A 20265-nucleotide genomic window follows, 5' to 3' on the forward strand; every position below is an offset into this window, starting at 1 on the left:
CCGAGGTGTCAGGACGGCGGGAGGTCCCAGGCCCGGGCGCCGCCCACGAGCGCGGCCGAGTTGGGGACGATGACGACGTCGTCGCCCAGGCGGGCCAGCGCCGACGGCGTGATGCAGCGTGCGTTGCCGCCCCCGATGTAGAGCCGGTCCCAGTGGAAGACCGGCCGCAGGCCGTCGACGACGGTGACCACGCGCCGCGACCACAGCCCGTCCCCGAGCCGGCGTCGTTCGGGCTCGCCGATGTACTGGTCGTACGTGAGGCTGCGACGCACGGGGGCGTGCGACCACTCCAGGTGCGGTGCGATCCGCCCGCCGTGGAACATCGCCGTCCCGAGGCCCGTGCCGAGCGTGATGACCAGCTCCAGGCCCGACGCCGCGACCACGCCCGCGCCGTGCACCTCGGCGTCGTTCAGGACGAGCGCGGGCAGCCCCAGGCGTGCCGCGACCGCCGCCTGCATGTCGAAGCTGCTCCACGCGTCCAGGAGCGCGGGCACCACCCGGGACCGCGGCCCCGACCGGGTGATGTAGTGCGGCGTGTGCACCACCACGCCGCTGCGGATCATGCCCGGCATGCCGACCGTGACCCGTGCGGCGGCGGGGAGGTCCGTGGCGATCTTGGCGATCGTGTCGACGAGCAGCTCGGGCGGGAGCGGGTAGGGCGTCGGTACCCGGACGGGTGTCGCGTGCGCGGTCCCGGACGTGTCGAGGACGGCCGCCTTGATCCCGCCGCCGCCACAGTCGACCGCCAGCGTGAGGGTGTCTGCCATGACGTCACTGTACGAACCCCGGTGGGGGGATCGGGGAAGATGGCTGTCGTGAACGACTTCATCCGGGTCCGGCTCGACCTCGCCTACGAGGGCACCGACTTCGCGGGCTGGGCCCGTCAGCCGGCCCTGCGCACCGTCGAGGGCACGCTGGAGGACGGGCTCGCGCAGGTGCTGCGGAGCGCGCAGCGCGGCCTGCCGGCGCCCCGGCTGACGGTCGCCGGCCGCACGGACTCCGGCGTGCACGCCCGGGGCCAGGTGGCGCACGTCGACGTCGACGGCGACGGCTGGGCCGCGCTGCCGGGCCGCTCCGACCGCGCGCCGGGCGACGCGCTGGTGACCCGGCTCGGCGGCGTGCTCCCCGGGGACCTCGTGGTGCGCCGGGCCGCGCCCGCGCCCGCGGGCTTCGACGCACGCTTCTCCGCGCTGCGCCGCCGCTACACCTACCGGATCGCCGACGACGTCGCGCTGCGCGACCCCCTGCGCCGCCGGCACGTCCTGTGGAACCGCAAGCCGCTGGACGTCGGGGCGATGGACGCCGCCGTGCGCCCGCTGACCGGGGTGCGCGACTTCGCCGCGTACTGCAAGCCCCGGCCCGGCGCCACGACCATCCGGGAGCTGCAGAGCATCGCCTGGGAACGGCCCGCGGAGGGGCCGGACGCCGGGCTCGTGGTGGGGCACGTCGTCGCCGACGCGTTCTGCCACAACATGGTGCGCGCGCTCGTCGGCGCGTCGATCGCGGTCGGGGAGGGGCGGCGGGACCCGAGCTGGCCGGCCGTGCTCCTGGCGAGCCGGCGCCGGGACGCGGGCGTCTTCGTCGTGCCGCCGGAGGGGCTGTGCCTGGAGGAGGTCACGTTCCCGCCGGACGCCGAGCTCGCGGCCCGCGCCGACGCCATCCGGGCCAAGCGGATGGACGAGGACGTCTGGGACGAGCCGGCGCCGGCGACGAGCTAGCTAGGGTTCCTCGACCCAGTGGACCGCGGCCTCCTCGGCGCTCGCACCCGCGCCGTCGATGCCCGCGTCGGTGCCGTAGAGGTCGTTCTCGCGGTTGCCGTCCTCGGCCGCGTAGCTGCCGGGGTCCGCGTCGGGGTCGGAGACGAGCCGGCCCGCGCGTGACGTGTCGGCGCGGTCCAGCGGGTCGTCCTGCCAGACGTCCGGCTCCTCCTCGCTGAGCCGCTGGTCCATCGTCTCGCCCTGGCGCTCCTCCCACGAGGTCTCGCCCCAGTGGTTCGAGCGCGGGCGGTCGGGCGGGGAGTACCCCTCGTCGAGGAAGTCCTTCGGACCCCGGCTGTACAGGGTGTCCTCGGTCGGGAGCTGGTCGGTGTCGCCCTCGGCGATACCGTCCGGTCCTGGCATGGTGGCGGGTGTTTCCTCGGTCATGGTCCTACCGTGACACCAGATCGGCGCGGACGCCATAGTGCCGGGGCCCGAGTACGGACGTGGCGAACCTCATGCCCGCGAACGGCTCCGGGGGCCGCCTACGCTTTGACCCCCGGGGAAACTGCCGGGTACTCTAATGAGTCGTTGTGCTTTGTCACGACGTCCTGCGTCAGCACCGAGCCCACTCGAGTGCGGACGACCGGCCCGGACGTCATTCTGACCCCCGCGCACAACGACCTGACTCATCGGGCGCCGCTTCTCGCCCGACGACACCGCAAACGAAAAGGTTACGAACCGTGCGTACGTACACCCCCAAGCCCGGCGACGTCCAGCGCGACTGGTACGTCGTCGACGCGACCGACGTCGTCCTGGGCCGCCTGGCAAGCCAGGTCGCAACCCTGCTGCGCGGGAAGCACAAGCCGACCTTCGCTCCGCACGTCGACGGTGGTGACTTCGTCATCATCATCAACGCCGACAAGGTCGCGCTGAGCGGCAACAAGCGCGAGACCAAGCTGGCTTACCGCCACTCGGGTTACCCGGGCGGTCTCACGGCCACCCCGTACGGCGAGCTCCTGGACACCAAGCCGGAGCGCGCCATCGAGAAGGCCGTGCGCGGCATGATCCCCAAGACCTCGCTCGGTCGGACGCAGATGACCCACCTGAAGGTCTACGCAGGCTCTGAGCACCCGCACACGGCGCAGCAGGCCAAGCCGTTCGAGATCACCCAGGTTTCGCAGCAGGCCTGAGGCCGCTGCCGGATCGCAACGCGAAGGACGCGAGGACATCACAGTGGCCGAGACCACCGTCGAATTCGAGCAGGGCGCCGAGGCGCCCAGCAACTACACCACCGAGACTGCTGCGCCGGCAACGCGCGGTTCGTCCATCACCGCCCCGGGCCAGGCCCTCGGGCGCCGCAAGGAGGCCGTGGCGCGCGTGCGCCTCGTCCCCGGCACCGGCACCTGGAAGATCAACGGCCGCACCCTCGAGGACTACTTCCCGAACAAGGTGCACCAGCAGCTGGTCAACTCGCCGCTGAACCTGGTCGAGGTCGAGGGCCGCTTCGACGTCATCGCCCGTATCACGGGTGGCGGCACGTCGGGTCAGGCCGGCGCGCTGCGCCTGGGCATCGCCCGTGCGCTGAACGCCATCGACGAGGAGTCCAACCGCGCCGAGCTCAAGAAGGCCGGCTTCCTCACGCGTGACGACCGCAAGGTCGAGCGCAAGAAGGCCGGTCTCAAGAAGGCCCGCAAGGCTCCGCAGTACTCGAAGCGCTGATCAGAGCGCTTGGCCGGGTGGCCCCGCCGAACAGTGTCGACACTGTTCAGCGGGGCCACCTGCATTTCCGGCGCAGGCCGGGCCCCACTACGGTGGGATCGGAACGAGCTGAGGAGAATGTGCATGGGCAGGCTGTTCGGCACCGACGGAGTTCGGGGCCTCGCCAACAAGGACATCACCGCGGAGCTGGCGCTGGAGCTGGGCGCCGCGGCGGCCAGGGTCCTGACCGCGCAGGGTGAGCTGCTGGGCCCGCGTCCGCGGGCCGTCGTGGGGCGCGACACCCGGGCCTCCGGCGAGTTCCTCGCCGGCGCCGTCGCCGCGGGTCTCGCGTCCGCCGGCGTGGACGTGGTGATGCTCAACGTGCTGCCCACGCCCGCGCTGGCCTACCTGGTGACCGAGCTGGAGGCCGACCTGGGGGTCATGGTCTCCGCCTCGCACAACCCGATGCCGGACAACGGCATCAAGTTCTTCGCGCGCGGCGGGCTCAAGCTCGACGACGCCGTCGAGGACGCCATCCAGGCGACCCTCGGTGACGACTGGGAGCGCCCCACGGGCGCCGCCGTCGGGCGCATCCGTACGGACGGCCAGGCGGCCGCCGAGCGCTACGTGCGGCACCTGACCGACAGCGTGGGCACCACGCCCGACCACCGGCCCCTCGAGGGGCTGCGCATCGCGCTGGACTGCGCGAACGGCGCGGCGAGCGAGGTCGGCCCGGAGGCGCTGCGCGCCGCGGGCGCCGACGTCGTGGTGATGAACGCCAGCCCCGACGGCCGGAACATCAACGAGAAGTGCGGCTCCACCCACCCGGAGCAGCTCCAGGCCGTCGTGGTGGCGTCCGAGGCGGACTTCGGCGTCGCGTTCGACGGCGACGCCGACCGCTGCCTCGCCGTCGACCACACCGGCGCGATCGTGGACGGCGACCAGATCCTCGGCATCCTCGCGACCGCCCTCAAGGAGGAGGGCCGGCTGCCCGGCGACACCCTCGTGGTGACCGTCATGAGCAACCTCGGGCTCATCCTGGCGATGCGGGAGCGCGGGATCACCACCGTGCAGACCGCTGTCGGCGACCGGTACGTGCTGGAGGAGATGCGCGCCAAGGGCTACGGCCTGGGCGGCGAGCAGTCGGGCCACATCATCCTGGCCGACCACGCGACGACCGGCGACGGCGTGCTGTCGGCGCTGCACCTCGCGGCGCGGGTCAAGGCGTCGGGCAAGCGGCTCGCCGACCTCGCGGGGGAGATCGAGCGCCTGCCGCAGACGCTCGTGAACGTGCGCGGCGTGGACAAGTCGCGGGCCGGCACCGACGAGGGCGTGCAGACCGCCGTGGCCGACGCGACCTCGCGGCTCGGCGACACCGGCCGTGTGCTGCTGCGCCAGTCCGGCACGGAGCCGCTGGTGCGCGTCATGGTCGAGGCCCCCGCCCAGGACGAGGCGGACAAGGTCGCGGAGGATCTCGCCGCCGTGGTGCGGGAGCGGCTCGCGCTCTAGCGGGAGCGGATCGCGCTCCGGCCGGCGCCGCCGGGCGCTCCGGCGCTCTTCACCCCCGCCGGGGCGCATGCGTGAACGGCCCGTGAAACCTTGGGAAGCGGGGTTCTACCAGGGGGTCCCCTGATGCGATTCAGGGGCCCCCCTTGCGTAGTCTGGACGTAGGCACTATGAGGTGCCCTTCTCCGCCCCCCCGGGTAGTGCCCGGCCGAGACTCCCGAGGTCCCGTGCTCGAACTCATCTCCACCGTCCTGAGCGCCACCGAGGCATGGATCCTCGCGATGGCAGCCTCGCCGTGGATCTACCCGGCCATGTTCGCCTTCGCGACCATCGACGGCTTCTTCCCGCCGCTGCCGAGCGAGTCGGTGGTCATCACCCTGACCGTGTCGGCCCACAGCACCGGGACGCCGTGGATGTGGCTGGTGCTGATCGCGGCCGCGGCCGGGGCCTGGGTCGGCGACCAGATCGCCTACCAGATCGGGAAGATGATCGGCACCGACCGGGTGCCGTTCCTGCGCTCGGCCCGCGGCCGCCGGGCCGTGGACTGGGCCGAGCGGGCGCTGACCCGCCGCGGCGCGTCCTTCATCCTCGCCGCGCGCTACGTGCCGATCGGGCGCGTGGCCGTGAACATGACGGCGGGCGCCGTCGGCTACCCGCGGCGCCGGTTCATGTTCGTCGCCGCCATCGCGGCGGTCATGTGGGCGCTGTACTCGGCGGGGATCGGCCTCGTCGCGGCCCAGTGGCTCGGGCACGAGCCGCTGCTCGCGATCGTCATCGGTGTCGTGCTGGGCATCGCGATGGGCTTCGTCGTGGACAAGGTGGTGGGCTGGTTCTCCCACCGTCATCTCGACGAGGAGCCGGACGGCGAGGAGGGTACGGACGGCGTGAAGGTCGCCGTCCCGGCGGGCGCCACCGAGATGGTCAAGGAGTACGTCCACCGGGTCGACGACACCGACAGGCCCGCGAAGGACCGCTGACTAGAGCTTGCGCAGCCGGACCCGCTGCACCGCGTGGTCCGAGCCCTTGGTGAGCACCAGTGTGGCGCGTCCTCGCGTCGGCAGGATGTTCTTCTCGAGGTTCGGCGCGTTGATCGACTCCCAGATCGACAGGGCCTTGTCCGTGGCCTCCTGGTCGGAGAGCGACGCGTACCGCTTGAAGTAGGAGTCCGGCTTGGTGAACGCGGTGCGGCGCAGCTCGAGGAACCGCTCCACGTACCACTGCCGGATGTTCCGGGTGCGGGCGTCCACGTAGATCGAGAAGTCGAAGAAGTCGCTCACCGCGACGGTCGACTCGTCCACCGCGGAGGGCCGGGCCGGCTGCAGCACGTTCAGACCCTCGACGATGAGCACGTCGGGCTTGCGGACCACCACCTCCAGCTCGGGCACGATGTCGTAGATGACGTGGGAGTACACGGGTGCCCGCACCTCGGCCTGGCCGGCCTTGATCCGGGACAGGAACCGGATCAGGGCGCGCCGGTCGTACGACTCCGGGAAGCCCTTGCGCTCCATCAGGCCCCGTCGTTCGAGCTCCGCGTTCGGGTAGAGGAACCCGTCGGTCGTGATGAGCTCGACGCGCGGGGTCTCGGGCCACCGGGCGAGCATCTCGCGCAGCACGCGCGCCGTCGTCGACTTGCCGACGGCCACGGACCCTGCCACGCCGATGACGTACGGGGTGCGGGGCGGATCCTCGTGCAGAAAGGTCGAGGTCGCGTCGTGCAGGCCGCCGGTGGCCTGCACGTAGAGGTTGAGCAGACGCGACAGAGGGCGGTAGATCGCGTCGACCTCGGCGAGGTCGATCGGGTCACCGAGTCCGCGCAGGCGCTCGACGTCGTCGTCGGTCAGCGGCAGCGGGGTGGATGCCGAGAGGCGGCTCCAGGCCGCCCGGTCGAGATCCACGTAGGGCGAGGACGGGGCGAGGGCGAGCAGGTGCTCCCCGAGGTCCGTCGTCGGGAACTGTGAAACCACCTGCAGCATTGTGCCCCACCCGCGGCAAGTATCGGCATCGTCCGAGGCAGGAGGTGATCTCGTGGGTGAGGAACGAGCCGTGTGAGCCCAGTCATGGGGGCCCGCCCCAACGCTCGTTAGACTCGCCCGCATGTGTGGGATCGTCGGTTACACCGGAACTGCCGCGTCTATCGCGGAGGGCAGCGCCTCGGGCGCCGTCACACCCTCGGGCACGCCCCTGGACGTGGCCATCGAGGGGCTGCGGCGCCTCGAGTACCGCGGCTACGACTCGGCCGGGGTCGCGCTCGTCGCGCCCGGGCTGGACGGCGTGGCCTGGGCCAAGAAGTCGGGCAAGCTCGCCAACCTGATCGAGGTGCTGGACCACGACCCGCTCCCGGAGGCCACCGCGGCGATCGGGCACACCCGCTGGGCCACGCACGGCGGACCCACCGACGCGAACGCCCACCCGCACCTGGCCGACGGCGACCGCCTCGCCGTGATCCACAACGGCATCATCGAGAACTTCAGCGCACTTCGCGCCGAACTGCTGGCCGACGGCGTCGTGTTCCGCTCCGAGACCGACACCGAGGTGGCCGCCCACCTCGTGGCCAAGGCGTACCGCGAGACGGGCGACCTGACGGCCGCCATGACCACCACCGCCCGCCGGCTGGAGGGCACGTTCACGCTGCTGGCCGTGCACGCCGACGCACCCGAGACCGTGGTCGGCGCCCGGCACGACTCCCCGCTCGTGGTGGGGCTCGGCGAGGGCGAGAACTTCCTGGGCTCCGATGTCGCCGCGTTCATCGCGCACACCAAGGAGGCCCTGGAGCTGGGCCAGGACCAGGTGGTGACCATCACGCCGACGTCGGTGGCCGTGACCGACTTCGACGGCAAGCCCGCCGAGGCCAAGCGCTACACCGTGGACTGGGACGCCGCGGCCGCCGAGAAGGGCGGCTTTGCGTCCTTCATGGACAAGGAGATCCACGACCAGCCGCAGGCCGTCGCCGACACGCTGCTCGGCCGCACCGACGCCGCGGGCGCGCTCGTGCTGGACGACCTGCGCATCGACGAGTCGATCCTGCGCGCGGTGAACAAGATCATCGTGATCGCCTGCGGCACGGCCGCCTACTCCGGGCACGTGGCCAAGTACGCGATCGAGCACTGGTGCCGCATCCCCGTCGAGGTCGAGCTGGCGCACGAGTTCCGCTACCGCGACCCGATCGTCGACGAGCGCACCCTGGTGGTCGCCGTGACGCAGTCCGGCGAGACCATGGACACCCTGATGGCCGTGCGGCACGCGCGTGAGCAGGGCGCCAAGGTGATCTCGATCGTCAACACCCACGGCTCCACGATCCCGCGCGAGTCGGACGCGGTGCTCTACACGCACGCCGGCCCCGAGATCGCCGTCGCCTCCACCAAGGCGTTCCTCGCGCAGATCACCGCCGCCTACGTGCTGGGCCTGTACCTCGCCCAGCTGCGCGGCAACAAGTTCCCCGACGAGATCGCGACGCTGCTCGACGAGCTGCGGGCCATGCCGCGCAAGATCCAGACCGTCATCGAGCGCGGCGAGTACGTGCGCGCCACGGCCCGGTCCATGGAGAAGTCCGACAAGGTGCTGTTCCTGGGGCGGCACGTCGGATTCCCGGTGGCCCTGGAGGGCGCGCTCAAGCTCAAGGAGCTCGCCTACATCCACGCGGAGGGCTTCGCCGCGGGCGAGCTCAAGCACGGGCCGATCGCGCTGATCGACGAGGGGCAGCCCGTGTTCGTGGTGGTGCCCTCGCCGCGCGGCCGCGACTCGCTGCACTCCAAGGTGGTCTCCAACATCCAGGAGATCCGGGCGCGCGGCGCCCGCACCCTGGTGATCGCGGAGGACGGCGACGACGAGGTGCGCAAGTACGCCGACGAGATCTTCTGGATCCCGCAGGCGCCCACGCTGCTCCAGCCGCTGCTGGCCGTGGTGCCGCTGCAGATCTTCGCGATGGCGCTCGCCACGGCCAAGGGACTGGACGTGGACCAGCCGCGCAACCTCGCCAAGTCGGTGACCGTCGAGTAAGCCCGGGGGCCCGGCTGTGGCACGCTCGTCGGCGTGGAACTGAAGCAGCTCTCCGACGAGGTCGAGATCATCAGCCGGGTCTACGCGCGCGTGCACGGCCTGGAACGCACCGACGACTGGCTCGTGCTGAAGCTCCAGGAGGAGATCGGCGAGCTGACCCAGGCGTTCCTCACGCTGTCCGGCCGCTCGCGGGACCGCGGCCTGTCCGACGACGAGATCCGGGACGCGTTCCGGGGCGAGGTCGCGGACGCGCTCGCGCAGCTGCTGCTCGTGGCCCGGCGGTTCGACGTCGACCTGCCCGAGGAGCTGGAGCGCAAGTGGTTCCGCTGGCGGCACCTGGTCCGGCCGGAGGACACCGCGGGCATCCGCGATGTCGGTGGTCCCGATGTCGGTGGTCCCGTCTAGGGTCTGCCTCGGACGGGCGCCACGCCGTGGCGGCCGGAGGAGAGGAGCGCGCATGGCGTACGTGGAGGTCGACGGGGTCCGGGTGCACTACGTGGAGCACGGGCCGCAGCCGGGTGCCGGGGTGCGCACGGCGGTGCTGGTCCACGGGTTCCCGGTGGACCACCGGATCATGACCGGTGCGTTCGAGCCCGTCCTCGAGGCACGGCAGGGCTGGCGCCGGGTCTATGTGGACCTGCCGGGCATGGGCCGCACGGCTGCTCCGGACGTGGCAAGCACGGACGACGTCTTCCGGATCCTGCGGGGAGCGGTCGCGGCGCTGGTGCCCGACGGCCCCTACGTCGTGGTCGGGCAGTCGTACGGCGGGTACCTGGCGCGCGGACTGGCGGCGGCCGACCCGGACCGGGTCGCCGGCCTGGCCGCCGTCGTCACGCTCGTCGAACCGCGCCACGAGCTGCGCCGGCTCCCCGAGCGCCAGGTGCTGGTCCGGGACCAGGCGCTCGCCGAGCGGGTCGGGGACGCCGCGCTCGACGCGGAGGACGTGCTCGTGGTGCAGACGGAGGAGACCTGGGCGCGGGCCCGCCAGGAGGTCGACCCCGGGCTGGCCGCGGCCGACCCGGCGGCGGTCGCCCGGATCGAGGCGAGCTATGCCGGGACGTTCCCCGTGGAACCCGCGCCGTTCGAGAAGCCGGTCCTGATCGCCGTCGGGCGCCAGGACTCGGTCACGGGCTACCGCGACGCGTGGGACCTGCTGGAGCACTACCCGCGCGCCACGTTCGCCGTGCTGGACCGCGCCGGGCACGCGCTGGACATCGAGCAGCGCGGCCTGTTCGAGGCCCTGGTGGGGGAGTGGCTGGACCGCGTCGAGGAGGCGAGCCCGGCCTGAGCGGCCGGCAGGCCCGAGTGGCCGGTGAGCGTCAGCTCGACACGGCGACGTACACCAGCAGCGTGACGATCGCGGCGATCACGATGCCGAAGACCACGACCATGATCACGGGGAAGGGGAGCTTGTCGTCGTCCTCCGGCATGGCAACCTCCTACGCGCGAAAGGTGGCGCCCTGCCGATACGAAGCAGGTGCCACCTTTACCTGTGCATTACGGGGATATGGTGCCGCAAAACGGGCACCTTGCGCAACACCGGCACCCGGGCCTCGCCCGGCCGACGCACCCGGACCTCGCCGGCCGCCCTGGCCGGGGCGAGGGTGCCGGTCTCGGGGACCTAGGCTGAGGCCATGATCATCGGCACGGGCATCGACGTGGTCGACGTGGACCGGTTCATGGAGACCCTCGACCGCACGCCCCGGCTGCGGGAGAAGCTGTTCACCGAGGCCGAGCGCGAGCTGCCGGCTGCGTCGCTCGCCGCGCGGTTCGCGGCGAAGGAGGCCATCGCCAAGTCGCTCGGCGCCCCCGGCAACCTCAGGTGGCACGACGTCACGGTGCACCGCACGATCGGCGGCCCGCCGCGGATCGACGCGAGCGGCACCGTGGCCGCCCGGGCCGCCGAGCTCGGCGTGCGCACCTGGCACATCACGATCTCCCATGACGCCGGCATCGCGTCCGCCATGGTGATCGCCGAGGGCTGAGGCCTGCCGCCGCCCGGACGTGTCAGACCCTCAGGTCACCCGGGTGACCTGAGGGTCTGACACGTCGGGGTGTCACTGGAGCTCGGGGATGACCTGCTTCTCGAAGAGCTCGATGCCGCTGGTGTCGTACGCCGCCTCCTGGAAGTACGTGATCGCGTACTCCAGGCCCCGCGAGCGCATGCCCTGCAGCCGCTCGATGATCAGCTCCGGCGTGCCGACCAGGAGGCCGTTGCGCCAGTTCTCGATCTCGCGGTCGGCCTTGGCGGGGACCTGCTTGCGCAGGTGCGCCTCGATCCAGGCCAGCCGCTCGCCGACCTCGGCGTCGTTCTCGCCGATCACCACGTTGTAGTTCGAGGACCGCGTGATCTCGCCGAAGTCCCGGCCCACGTCCTTGCAGTGCGCCTCGAGCACGCTCGACTTGTGCGCGAAGCCCTCCGGCGAGCCGTCGAAGTTCGTGTACTGGGCGTGCTGCGCGGCGATGCGCAGCGTCTTCTTCTCGCCGCCGCCCGCGATCCACAGCGGGATGGACGGCACCTCGGCGCCGCCGTCGCCCACCGGGAGCTGCTGGAGGGGCTGCGGGTAGCAGAGCGCGCCGTCGACCTGGTAGCGCTTGCCCTCGAACGTGCCCGAGGACCCGGTGCGCCACATGCTCGCCATGATCTGCACGCCCTCGTCGAGCGCGCGCAGACGCTCGCCCGCGGTCGGGAAGCCGTAGCCGTAGGCGCGCCACTCGTGCTCGTACCAGCCGGCGCCGATACCCATCTCGACGCGGCCGCCGGAGATCGTGTCGACGGTCGAGGCGACCTTGGCGAGGTAGGTCGGCTCGCGGTACGCCATGCAGGTGCACATCTGGCCCAGCCGGATGCGCTGGGTCGCCGCCGCGAACGCGGCCATCAGCGACCAGGCCTCGTGCGTGGCCTCGGTCGAGGGTTCGGGGACGGTGTGGAAGTGGTCGAACACCCAGGCGGACTCCCAGGCGAACTCGCCGCCCGGGACGGCCTCGCCGGCCGCCTGGTTCTCGGCGCGGTGGACGAGGGAGAGCATGGTGGCCCACTGGTCGGCGGGCGCGACGTCGACCAGGTCGAGGCGCCAGCCCTGCGGGATGAAGAGTCCGAATCGCATGGCCCGACCCTATGCCGACGGGGTTGCCCGAGGGGAGGTGTGGTCGAAATTGTCAGGTTTCGGTACCTCGGGTCCTGGTGGACGCGGCACTATAGGGCTGTGAAAGACGCATGGAGCTCCGACGAGGTACGCAAGGCCGAGGAGCCGCTGATCGCGGCGGGTGAGCCGCTCATGGCCAGGGCGGCGTACGCACTGGCGCAGGCCGTGCTCCGGGAGGTCGCGGCCCGTACGCCGGCCCGCCCGGGCGGCGCCCGGCTGCACGGCAGCCTCGGCTCCGACGGGCTCCCGGGTGCGGCCCGCGTCCGGCCCGGACGCCCGTCCGGCACCCGCGGCGACGTCCGCGGCGCGAGCGCCCTGCTCCTGGTCGGCCCCGGCAACAACGGCGGGGACACCCTGTTCGCCGGCGCGCACCTGGTCCGCCGGGGAATGACGGTCACGGCCGTCCTTGTGTCCGCGCGCGCCCACGAGGAGGGCCTCGCGGCGTTCGAGGCTGCGGGCGGGCACGTCGTGACCCTCGCCGACGCCCGGGTCCCGGCCGTGGTCCGGTCGGCCCTCGCGTCCGACGTCGTGCTCGACGGCCTGGTGGGCGTCGGCGCCCGGGGCGCCCTGCGGCCGCCCGCCGGCGGCCTGGTGCGCGCGCTCGCGGAGGCCCGCGAGGCCGCGGGCAGGCGGTGGCCGTACACGGTCGCGGTCGACATCCCGAGCGGCATCGGGGTGGACGACGGCGTGGTGCCCGGCCCCGTGCTGCGCGCCGACCGCACGGTGACGTTCGGCGCGCTCAAGCCCGGCCTCCTGCTGCCCCCGGCGGCACAGCTCGCCGGCGACGTCGAGCTGGTCGACGTCGGCTTCCCCACCGCCTCCGGGACCGACCACTGGGCCAGCGCGGCGCAGCGCGTCACCCTGGGCCGGCATGCGATGGCCGGCACCGACACGGGCTCCGGCCGGGTGCAGCGCATGGAGCCCGCGGACGTCGCGGCCCTCTGGCCCGCCCCGACCGCCCACGACCACAAGTACACGCGCGGCGTGGTCGGCGTGATCGCCGGGACGAGCACCTACCCGGGCGCGGCGGTGCTGGCGACGTCCGGCGCCGTGCGCGCCGGGGCCGGCATGGTGCGCTACCTGGGCCCCGAGGCCGTGGGCACCCGCGTTCTGCTGGCCCGGCCCGAGGTGGTCGTGGCGGGCGGCCGCGTCCAGGCCTGGGTCCTGGGGCCCGGCGTCCCGGCGTTCGACCCGGAGGAGGGCCCGGACGACGACGGTCAGGCGCGCCGGATCTTCGGGGCGCTCGCGGCCGTGACCGGCGTGCTGTCCGAGGACGTGACCGGTGGCAAGATGCCCGCCGTGATCGACGCCGGCGCGCTCACGATGCTGGAGCACCGGCTGCCCGCCTGGGCGGTCCTGACGCCGCACGCCGGCGAGCTGGCGGAGCTGCTGCAGGGGCTGGGTCACGACGCCGAGCGGGCGGCGGTCGAGGCGCGCCCGCTGCACTGGGCCCGCACGGCGCACCAGGCGACCGGCGCGACGGTGCTGCTCAAGGGTGCGATCACGGTGGTGGCCGGCCCCGGAGGCGCGTACGCGCAGGCGGACGCCCCGGCGTGGACGGCCACGGCGGGGGCGGGCGACGTCCTCGCGGGCGTCCTGGGCACGCTGCTGGCCGGGCGCTCGGCCGACGTCGTCGCGGACGAGACGCTCGCGGCGCGCCTCGCGGCGGCCGCCGTGGTGGTGCACGGCCGGGCGGCAGCGCACGCCTCGGCGGGCGGCCCGGTCGCCGCGCTGGAGATCGCCCACGCGGTACCCGCGGTGATCGCCGAGCTGCTGGGCGGCTGACCGCCGACCGGGGCCGGCCCGGGCTAGGCTGTCGGGCGATGAGTCAGCGCGTCGTGGCCTGGGGGCAGGAGCTCCGCGAGATCCACCGGCGGCTGCGCGACGCCCTGGGCGTGGCGCGGTCCGCCGTCGAGGGCGGTGGTTCCGGGCCGGCGGCGGCGCGGGACCTGCAGCTCTACTGCGTCGGCTTCTGCGCCGCGCTGACCGGGCACCACCGCGCGGAGGACGCCACGCTGTTCGACGTCGTGCTGGCGGCCGAGCCGGACCTCGCGCCCGTCGTGGCCGACCTCAAGCGGGACCACTCCATGCTGGACCACCTCCTGGGCGAGCTGCAGCGCGCCGCGCTGTCGGGGGCGGACCGGGACGAGCTGCTGCGGCACCTCGACGGCATCGAGGCCGTCATGGAGACGCACTTCCGGTACGAGGAGAAGAAGATCGTCGCCGTGCTCGACGGCGCGGACCGCCCGGAGACCGACCGGCAGGAATTGCTCGGCCCGCTGGCGTGACGCCGCCGCGCCGGAATTGGGCATTCCGGATTTATTTCCGGACGACTTGCCTTTATCTCGCCTGTCCGAGATGTGCCAGGTAGAACCGTAATTTCCCGTATCACAGGCACACCCTGCACGATTTATCTCTTGTCATAGACTCCCTGACGCGCTCCGATCAATATTCATGTAAGTCACGAAATTGGGGTGTGCGTGCCATCTAGTTACGGGCCTTCCATGGCCATGTCCACGGCGTCGTCGGGGGCACGAGGGAGCCAGGCGGGTAGCAGGGGGAGGGGCCACGTGGTCCACGGGCGGGACAGAGAACTGCGAGTCATCGGGCATTTCGCGACGGACCTGGACCCGACGGTCCTCGTCGTGCGCGGGCTGAGCGGCATCGGCAAGACGGCGACGGTGATCCGCGCCCTCAAGCTGGTCGGCGCGGGATCGTCGGCGGTGCGGGTGGTCCGGCCGTGCTCGCCCCGGCCCTCGGCGCACGACCTGGAGAACAGCCGGCGCATCGACCTGTCGGCCTGGTCCGTGCCCGACCACCCGGAGCACGACTCCGACTTCGACGCGGCGGGCTTCCTGCGCGCGGTGTCGGCCTGGGCGGCCGACGGGGACGGGGACGGCGGTGCCGGCCCGCGTGTCCTCTTCGTCGACGACGTGGGCGTGCTCACCGCCGAGCGCGCGCGCTGGCTGCAGCACCTGGCGGACGAGGCGTACGGCCAGGACTGGAGGGTGATCGCCGCCGTCCGGAGCATCTCCGCCGAACCTCTGTCGGACGACGTCGAGGTGCTCGAGCTGGGGCCGCTCGACCGCGGGTCCCTGCGCCGCGTGCTTGACATGGAACTGAGCGTCCCGGTCGCCGCCGACGTCGTCGAGCAGCTGCGCTGGTGGAGCGCCGGCAACCCCCGGCTCGCGCTGGAGCTCGCCGGGTCCCTGAGCGCCGCGGAGCTGCGCGGGGACGCCTCCTGGACCGGCCCCGAGACCGCGGGCTCCGCCGCCCGGCGCGTCTACCGCGCGATGCTGGCCGGCCTGGACCCGGCGACCATGACCGCGCTCGCCACCGCGCCGCTGGGCGCCCCACCGCTCGGCGGGGCGGCCCTGGCCCGCCGGGACGGCCGGTCGGCCGTGCGGCACCCGCTGCTGGCCCTGCTCTGCCGCGAGGCGCGCGGGGCGGACGGCCACGTCGACGGCCGCGAGGCACCGGCCGCGGAGCACGACGTGACCGGCGCGCACGCGGCCGAGCGCATCCTCGACGGCCTGCACCTCGACGAGCTGCCGGCCCGCGCCTGGGCGGTCGCGGCGGCCACGCCCGAGCCCCGGCTGTCGGCGCGCGCCGTCGGCGTGTCCCTGCTGACGGGCCGCACGTGGCTGGACCACCGCGAGGGCGCGCTGGTGCCCGACGGCGTGGGGCCGGAGTGGACCGACCACCTCTGGTGGCGCGACGCGACCGGCGTCCCCGCGGAGGCGCGTGCCGCCGGTGCTCGCGTGGCGGCCGCCCTGCTCCGCCTGGAGGGAACGGGCGAGCTGCCGGACCCGGGGACGCTCCGCGGCGACCTCCGGCTGCTCGGGCCGACGCCCGGCCAGGACTGGGTGGGCGTCGGGATCCAGGTGCACGCCCTGCTGATGCTGGGCGACGTCGTGGGCGCGCGCAGCCTGCTGGCGGACCACTCCGGCACGGCGGGGGAGAGCACGGTCGCGGAGATCGTCGCGCGCGACCTCGCGGCGGCCCGGGTCGCCGCCTTCGACGGCCGCGCCGTCGACGTCCGGACGCACCTCGCGCACGCAGCGGAGCTGCGGCCGTCGGTGGACGAGTGGCTGCCCGCACGCGGGCTGCGCGCGGCGGCGGACGCCGTCGTCGACGGCACCGCACCGGCGAGCACGATGCCCGCGCAGGCGGGCAGCTGGTCGGCGCGGGCGCTGGGCGAGTACGCCGCCGACCTCGGCGCCGCGCACCTCGTCGTGGGGCAGGCGGAGGGCGCCGTGGCCCTGCTGACCATCGCGCTGGAGCACTGCGCCTGGCCGTACCGGGGCCGCGTGCAGGTGCGCTGCGACCTCGTCGAGGCCGTCATGGCGTCCACGCCGCCCGGCCGGGTGGGGCCGCACATCGAGCGGCTGCTCCAGCCCGTGGTGACGCCCGAGGAGCGGTCGGCGGTCGACGTCGCGGCGGCCTGGTCCAGGCTGCGGGCGCTGCTGGCCGACGACGGCACACCGTCGGCCGCCTTCGAGGCCGCGCTGCACGCCGCGCCGGTGCCGATGTCGCCCTGGCAGCGGGTGCGCATGCTGGTGGCCTACGGCCGGTACGCCGTGACGCGCGGCGCCCGCACCACGGGCACGGCGCTGCTCGACGAGGCCCGGACGCTGGTCCGGCTGGCCGGGATGACCGGGTGGCTGCGCGGCATCGACGCGTTCCTCGCCGAGACCGACACCGGCGGCGGAGCGGGCCCCGAGTGGGAGGTGCTCGGCAGGCACGAGCGGGAGATGGTGCGGCTCGCCGTGCACGGTGCGACCAACTCGCAGATCGCCCAGGCGACGTTCGTGTCCGAGCGGACCGTCGTGAACCGGTTGCGCCAGGCGTACACGACGCTCGGCATCCGGGACCGCAGGGATCTGGTCCGTCTCGCCGAGACCCGCCCGCCCGCCTGGCTCGTCGGCGGGTAACGGTCGAGCGCAGATTTTTCACCCGCTCCTGCGCCTACTTTTCACCCGGCATTCCGGACGTCTTTCTCGTTTCCCCGGCATTGTGTGCGTGGCTGCCTCAGTCGCGCCTCGAAACGTATCGAACGCACTTCACGTTGCGCTGGATTGCGTCAGCGCACGATTACGGCCCTGCCTGGCAGGCGGCTGAGAACCACTGTTCCCTGATGGCCGGGAGCCGGTGTGCCTCATGCCATCGCCCCGAGATCCGGACGTGATCACGTACCGATCCGGACGCTTTTTCTTAAGCGCGAACGTGGAGGAGTGAATTCCGTTGAACCCAACGCAAGTACCGTCACGCCGTCGAAGGGGTGGCCTCGTACTGCGCCGATCTCTGGTGACGGTCGCGGCGTCGGCCCTCGTGGTGACCACCACGGGCCTGCCGGCAGTCGCGGCTGTGGACAACTACCCGGACGAGCCGTCGGAGGCCGCCGCGAGCGTCCTCGACTCGACGCTCTTCCAGGAGGCGCTGCTCGCAGCCGCCTACTCGGAGGCCGGTTCGGTCTCGAACGCAGGCCCGAACGAGGGCAACCTGAACGTCGAGCTGCTCGGCTCGGAGCTCATCCGTCTCGGTGACGTCGAGGTTCCCCTCGACGAGATCCTGGACTTCGGTCAGCTCGGTGCGCTGGCCAGCAAGAGCGAGGCGTCGTCCCCGGTCGACGCGTACGCGGTCTCCGGCCTGGCCGGTGCCGACGGCGGCGTGACCCTGGACGGCGAGACCGAGGACTTCGGCAAGGCGACCGTGGACGTGCTGTCCGTCGCGCGCCTGCTGGGCGTCGACGGCCTCACGGACAAGATCGTCGACCAGCTCCTGCTGGAGGCGGGTGCCGGTGCGGCCGAGGTCAAGGCCGAGGACGGCGTGATCCTGGACCAGGACGGCGTGGGTGGCCTCGGCCAGTACCGCGTGGCCGACCTGGACCTGACGCTGCACTCGCCGGTCATCGAGGACGCTGCCTCGTCGATCTACGACATCGGCGGCACCATCGACACGACCGTCGAGGACCTCGTCAACGAGAACCTCGACGAGAGCGCGCTGACCGGCCTGTTCGACGCGATCCCGGGCGTCCCGACGCCGTCGATCACCGTCGACAGCAACATGCAGGAGAACCTGTTCCAGTCCGTCGTGGGTGAGCCGATCACCTCGGCGAACCAGCTCATCACGATCGACCTGTCGACCGGCCAGCTCGAGGTGCACCTCGACAAGCTCGTGGACGGCCCGAACGAGGGCGGCATCAACGCGCTCGACCCGAACACCGAGCTCATCGACGACACGACCTACCCGCTCATCGCGGAGACCGTGCACGAGCTGATGGAGGAAGTCACCAACATCCTCATCGGCGCGATCGAGGACTCGCTGAACTCGGTGACGATCAACATCGCCTTCACCGACGAGAGCCCGCTGGGCAACCTCGACGTCTCGTGGTCGCTGCCGCTGGCCGACGCCGTGAACGGCAACTTCCCCGAGGCCGTGAACAACAGCACGGGCACGATGGCCCCGGTCGCCGAGCTCCTGGTCAGCACCATCAACACGCTCGGCCCGGCCCTGGCGCCGATCCTGGCCCCGGTGTACGACCTGCTGATCAGCGACGAGGGTGACAACATCTTCAACCTGCTGATCAACGACCTCAAGACGGACTCCATCACGAAGCCGATCCGCGAGCTGCTCTCGCCGGTCTTCGACGTCCTGTCGCAGGTCCTCTCCATCACGATCAACCGTCAGGTCAGCTCCGAGGGCGTGACCCAGACCTCCACCCAGGCCGCGGCCGCGGAGACCTCCTTCGAGCTGTCGGCGCTGAGCATCGCGCTGCTGCCGGCCAACGAGGTCGCTCGCATCAACCTGGGCAACGCCGCCGTCCGCATCGGTGGCGACGGTGGCACGGGCGAGATCGACCCGTCCCTGACCGTGGTCCCCGGCTCTGTCGCTCCGGGTCAGTCGACCGTCGCGACGGGTGAGGGCTACACGCCGGACTCGACCGCCACGGTTCAGCTGACCGACCCCGAGGGCAACCCCGTGGGTGACGCCATCCCGGTCGACACCGACTCCGAGGGCACCTTCACCACCCCGGTGCCGGTCCCCGCGGACGCCGAGCTCGGCGACTACACGGTCGTCGGCACCGACGACACGACCGGCCAGGCCGCAGAGGCCCCGCTGGCCGTGATCTCGGGCGCCGACGTCTGCGCCATGGACCCGACGCTGACCGTCGTGCCGAACGCCGCCTACCCGGGCGACACCGTCTCGGTCATCGGCCAGGGCTTCCCGGCCGGCGTCCCGGTCGTCGTGCAGCTGCGCGACGCCGAGGGCAACCCGGTGGGCGACGCCGTCACGGTCACCCCGGACGACGCCTGCGGCTTCATCACGGACCTGACCGTCCCCGAGGACGCCGAGCCCGGCGACCACGTGGTCGAGGCAGAGCCGGAGGACGGCAGCGAGGGTGCCGAGGCACCGCTGGAGATCCTGAACCCGGACAACCAGGGTGAGGAGTGCACCGACCCGGCCATCACGGCCGACCCGACCGTCGTCGAGGCGGGCGACGAGGTGCAGGTCACGGGCACCGGCTTCCCGGCCGGCGTGAACGTGGTCGTGCAGCTCTTCGACACCGAGGGCAACAAGATCGGTGACCCGGTCACCGTGCTGGTGGACGAGGACTGCGGCTTCACCACCCCGATCACCGTTCCCGAGGGCACCGAGCCGGGCGTCATCATCGTGGACGCGCAGCCCGAGGACGGCAGCGAGGGCGCGCAGACGCCGATCGTGGTCACCGAGAACACCGGTGGCGGCGACGGGCGCGACCTGACGGCCCGTTTCGAGCACCCGACGGTCCAGCAGGGTGACGAGCAGACCTTCTACGCGTCGGGCTTCGAGCCCGGCGAGCAGGTCGTCGGCATCATCAACTCGACGTCGTTCGCGCTGCAGGCCCAGGCCGCAGACAGCGAGGGCAACGTCCAGTGGACCTTCACGGTCGACGAGAAGCTCAACGTCGGTGAGCACCAGGGCATCGCCGTCAGCACGGTCGAGGGCGACTCGGCCATGGCCACCTTCGAGGTCGTCTCCACCGCCGTCGGCGGCGGCGACGGCGACAACGGTGACGGCGGCCTCGCCGCCACCGGTGCGAACGTGGGCATCCTGATCGGTGCGACGGTGCTGCTGCTCGGCGCCGGTGCGGTCATGATCAAGCGTCGCCGCGAGATCAGCCAGGCCTTCGCCACCGCGATGGGCCGCATGTCCGACGACTCGAAGGCCGTCTGACG

General features: G+C 72.6%; 17 protein-coding genes. 13 read left to right on the forward strand and 4 right to left on the reverse strand.

Translation table 11 applies throughout. The annotated features are described in order from the left end of the window. Window positions 1–8 precede the first annotated feature (8 nt). Complete coding sequence (locus QRN56_RS03005) at window positions 9–767, reverse strand: ROK family protein (protein ID WP_285101004.1); 759 nt, start codon at window positions 765–767, stop codon at window positions 9–11. Between the two features lie 39 nt (window positions 768–806). Between QRN56_RS03005 and QRN56_RS03010 the strand changes: the two genes are divergently transcribed. Continuing rightward, the gene (locus QRN56_RS03010; protein WP_285101005.1) at window positions 807–1718 is read left to right on the forward strand and encodes a tRNA pseudouridine synthase A; all 912 of its coding nucleotides are present in this window, start codon (window positions 807–809) and stop codon (window positions 1716–1718) included. On the opposite strand, the gene QRN56_RS03015 is transcribed toward QRN56_RS03010, so the two are convergent. Further along, a complete protein-coding gene (locus QRN56_RS03015) occupies window positions 1719–2144 on the reverse strand; it encodes a DUF5709 domain-containing protein (protein WP_285101007.1) in 426 nt (141 codons plus the stop codon). It lies immediately after the preceding gene. Between the two features lie 296 nt (window positions 2145–2440). On the opposite strand from QRN56_RS03015, the gene rplM reads away from it, so the two are divergent. From rplM to QRN56_RS03035, 4 genes are all read left to right on the forward strand, one after another. Beyond that, entirely contained in the window at window positions 2441–2890 is a 450-nt protein-coding gene (rplM, locus tag QRN56_RS03020) for a 50S ribosomal protein L13 (protein WP_285101009.1), read from the forward strand. A 43-nt stretch (window positions 2891–2933) separates the two neighbouring features. Then, window positions 2934–3419 (forward strand): 30S ribosomal protein S9, encoded by a 486-nt coding sequence (gene rpsI / locus QRN56_RS03025; RefSeq protein ID WP_182620582.1) that lies wholly within the window; start codon window positions 2934–2936, stop codon window positions 3417–3419. Window positions 3420–3542: 123 nt separating this feature from the next. Beyond that, window positions 3543–4907 carry a phosphoglucosamine mutase gene (gene glmM, locus QRN56_RS03030; protein ID WP_285101011.1) on the forward strand — a complete coding sequence of 455 codons (1365 nt, stop codon included), beginning with the start codon at window positions 3543–3545 and terminating at the stop codon, window positions 4905–4907. 224 nt (window positions 4908–5131) lie between these two features. Continuing rightward, a complete protein-coding gene (locus QRN56_RS03035) occupies window positions 5132–5881 on the forward strand; it encodes a DedA family protein (RefSeq protein WP_285101013.1) in 750 nt (249 codons plus the stop codon). Here the strand turns inward: QRN56_RS03035 and coaA are convergent, their stop codons facing one another. Next, entirely contained in the window at window positions 5882–6877 is a 996-nt protein-coding gene (coaA, locus tag QRN56_RS03040; RefSeq protein ID WP_285101015.1) for a type I pantothenate kinase, read from the reverse strand. It lies immediately after the preceding gene. Between the two features lie 121 nt (window positions 6878–6998). On the opposite strand from coaA, the gene glmS reads away from it, so the two are divergent. The 4 genes from glmS (at window position 6999) to QRN56_RS03060 (ending at window position 10885) form a co-directional block, all read left to right on the forward strand. Next, on the forward strand, window positions 6999–8900 hold the full coding sequence (glmS, locus tag QRN56_RS03045) for a glutamine--fructose-6-phosphate transaminase (isomerizing) (protein WP_285101017.1): 1902 nt from the start codon (window positions 6999–7001) through the stop codon (window positions 8898–8900). Between the two features lie 33 nt (window positions 8901–8933). Next, window positions 8934–9305 (forward strand): nucleoside triphosphate pyrophosphohydrolase family protein, encoded by a 372-nt coding sequence (locus QRN56_RS03050; RefSeq protein WP_285101019.1) that lies wholly within the window; start codon window positions 8934–8936, stop codon window positions 9303–9305. A 52-nt stretch (window positions 9306–9357) separates the two neighbouring features. Next, window positions 9358–10188 carry an alpha/beta fold hydrolase gene (locus QRN56_RS03055; RefSeq protein WP_285101021.1) on the forward strand — a complete coding sequence of 277 codons (831 nt, stop codon included), beginning with the start codon at window positions 9358–9360 and terminating at the stop codon, window positions 10186–10188. 346 nt (window positions 10189–10534) lie between these two features. Next, window positions 10535–10885, forward strand: coding sequence for a holo-ACP synthase (locus tag QRN56_RS03060; RefSeq protein WP_285101023.1), 351 nt, complete (start codon window positions 10535–10537; stop codon window positions 10883–10885). A gap of 72 nt (window positions 10886–10957) precedes the next feature. Here the strand turns inward: QRN56_RS03060 and QRN56_RS03065 are convergent, their stop codons facing one another. After that, window positions 10958–12007: an LLM class F420-dependent oxidoreductase gene (locus QRN56_RS03065; RefSeq protein WP_285101026.1), complete on the reverse strand. Its 1050-nt coding sequence runs from the start codon at window positions 12005–12007 to the stop codon at window positions 10958–10960. 99 nt (window positions 12008–12106) lie between these two features. On the opposite strand from QRN56_RS03065, the gene QRN56_RS03070 reads away from it, so the two are divergent. The 4 genes from QRN56_RS03070 (at window position 12107) to QRN56_RS03085 (ending at window position 20263) form a co-directional block, all read left to right on the forward strand. Next, window positions 12107–13831, forward strand: coding sequence for a bifunctional ADP-dependent NAD(P)H-hydrate dehydratase/NAD(P)H-hydrate epimerase (locus QRN56_RS03070; protein WP_285101028.1), 1725 nt, complete (start codon window positions 12107–12109; stop codon window positions 13829–13831). Window positions 13832–13869: 38 nt separating this feature from the next. Further along, on the forward strand, window positions 13870–14334 hold the full coding sequence (locus QRN56_RS03075) for a hemerythrin domain-containing protein (RefSeq protein ID WP_285101030.1): 465 nt from the start codon (window positions 13870–13872) through the stop codon (window positions 14332–14334). A gap of 357 nt (window positions 14335–14691) precedes the next feature. Further along, the gene (locus tag QRN56_RS03080; RefSeq protein ID WP_285101032.1) at window positions 14692–16980 is read left to right on the forward strand and encodes a helix-turn-helix transcriptional regulator; all 2289 of its coding nucleotides are present in this window, start codon (window positions 14692–14694) and stop codon (window positions 16978–16980) included. A gap of 373 nt (window positions 16981–17353) precedes the next feature. Next, window positions 17354–20263, forward strand: coding sequence for a choice-of-anchor G family protein (locus QRN56_RS03085; protein ID WP_285101034.1), 2910 nt, complete (start codon window positions 17354–17356; stop codon window positions 20261–20263). Window positions 20264–20265: the final 2 nt, after the last annotated feature.

Origin of the sequence: Promicromonospora sp. MEB111 (assembly GCF_030209445.1) — a bacterium.
Lineage (GTDB): Bacteria > Actinomycetota > Actinomycetes > Actinomycetales > Cellulomonadaceae > Promicromonospora.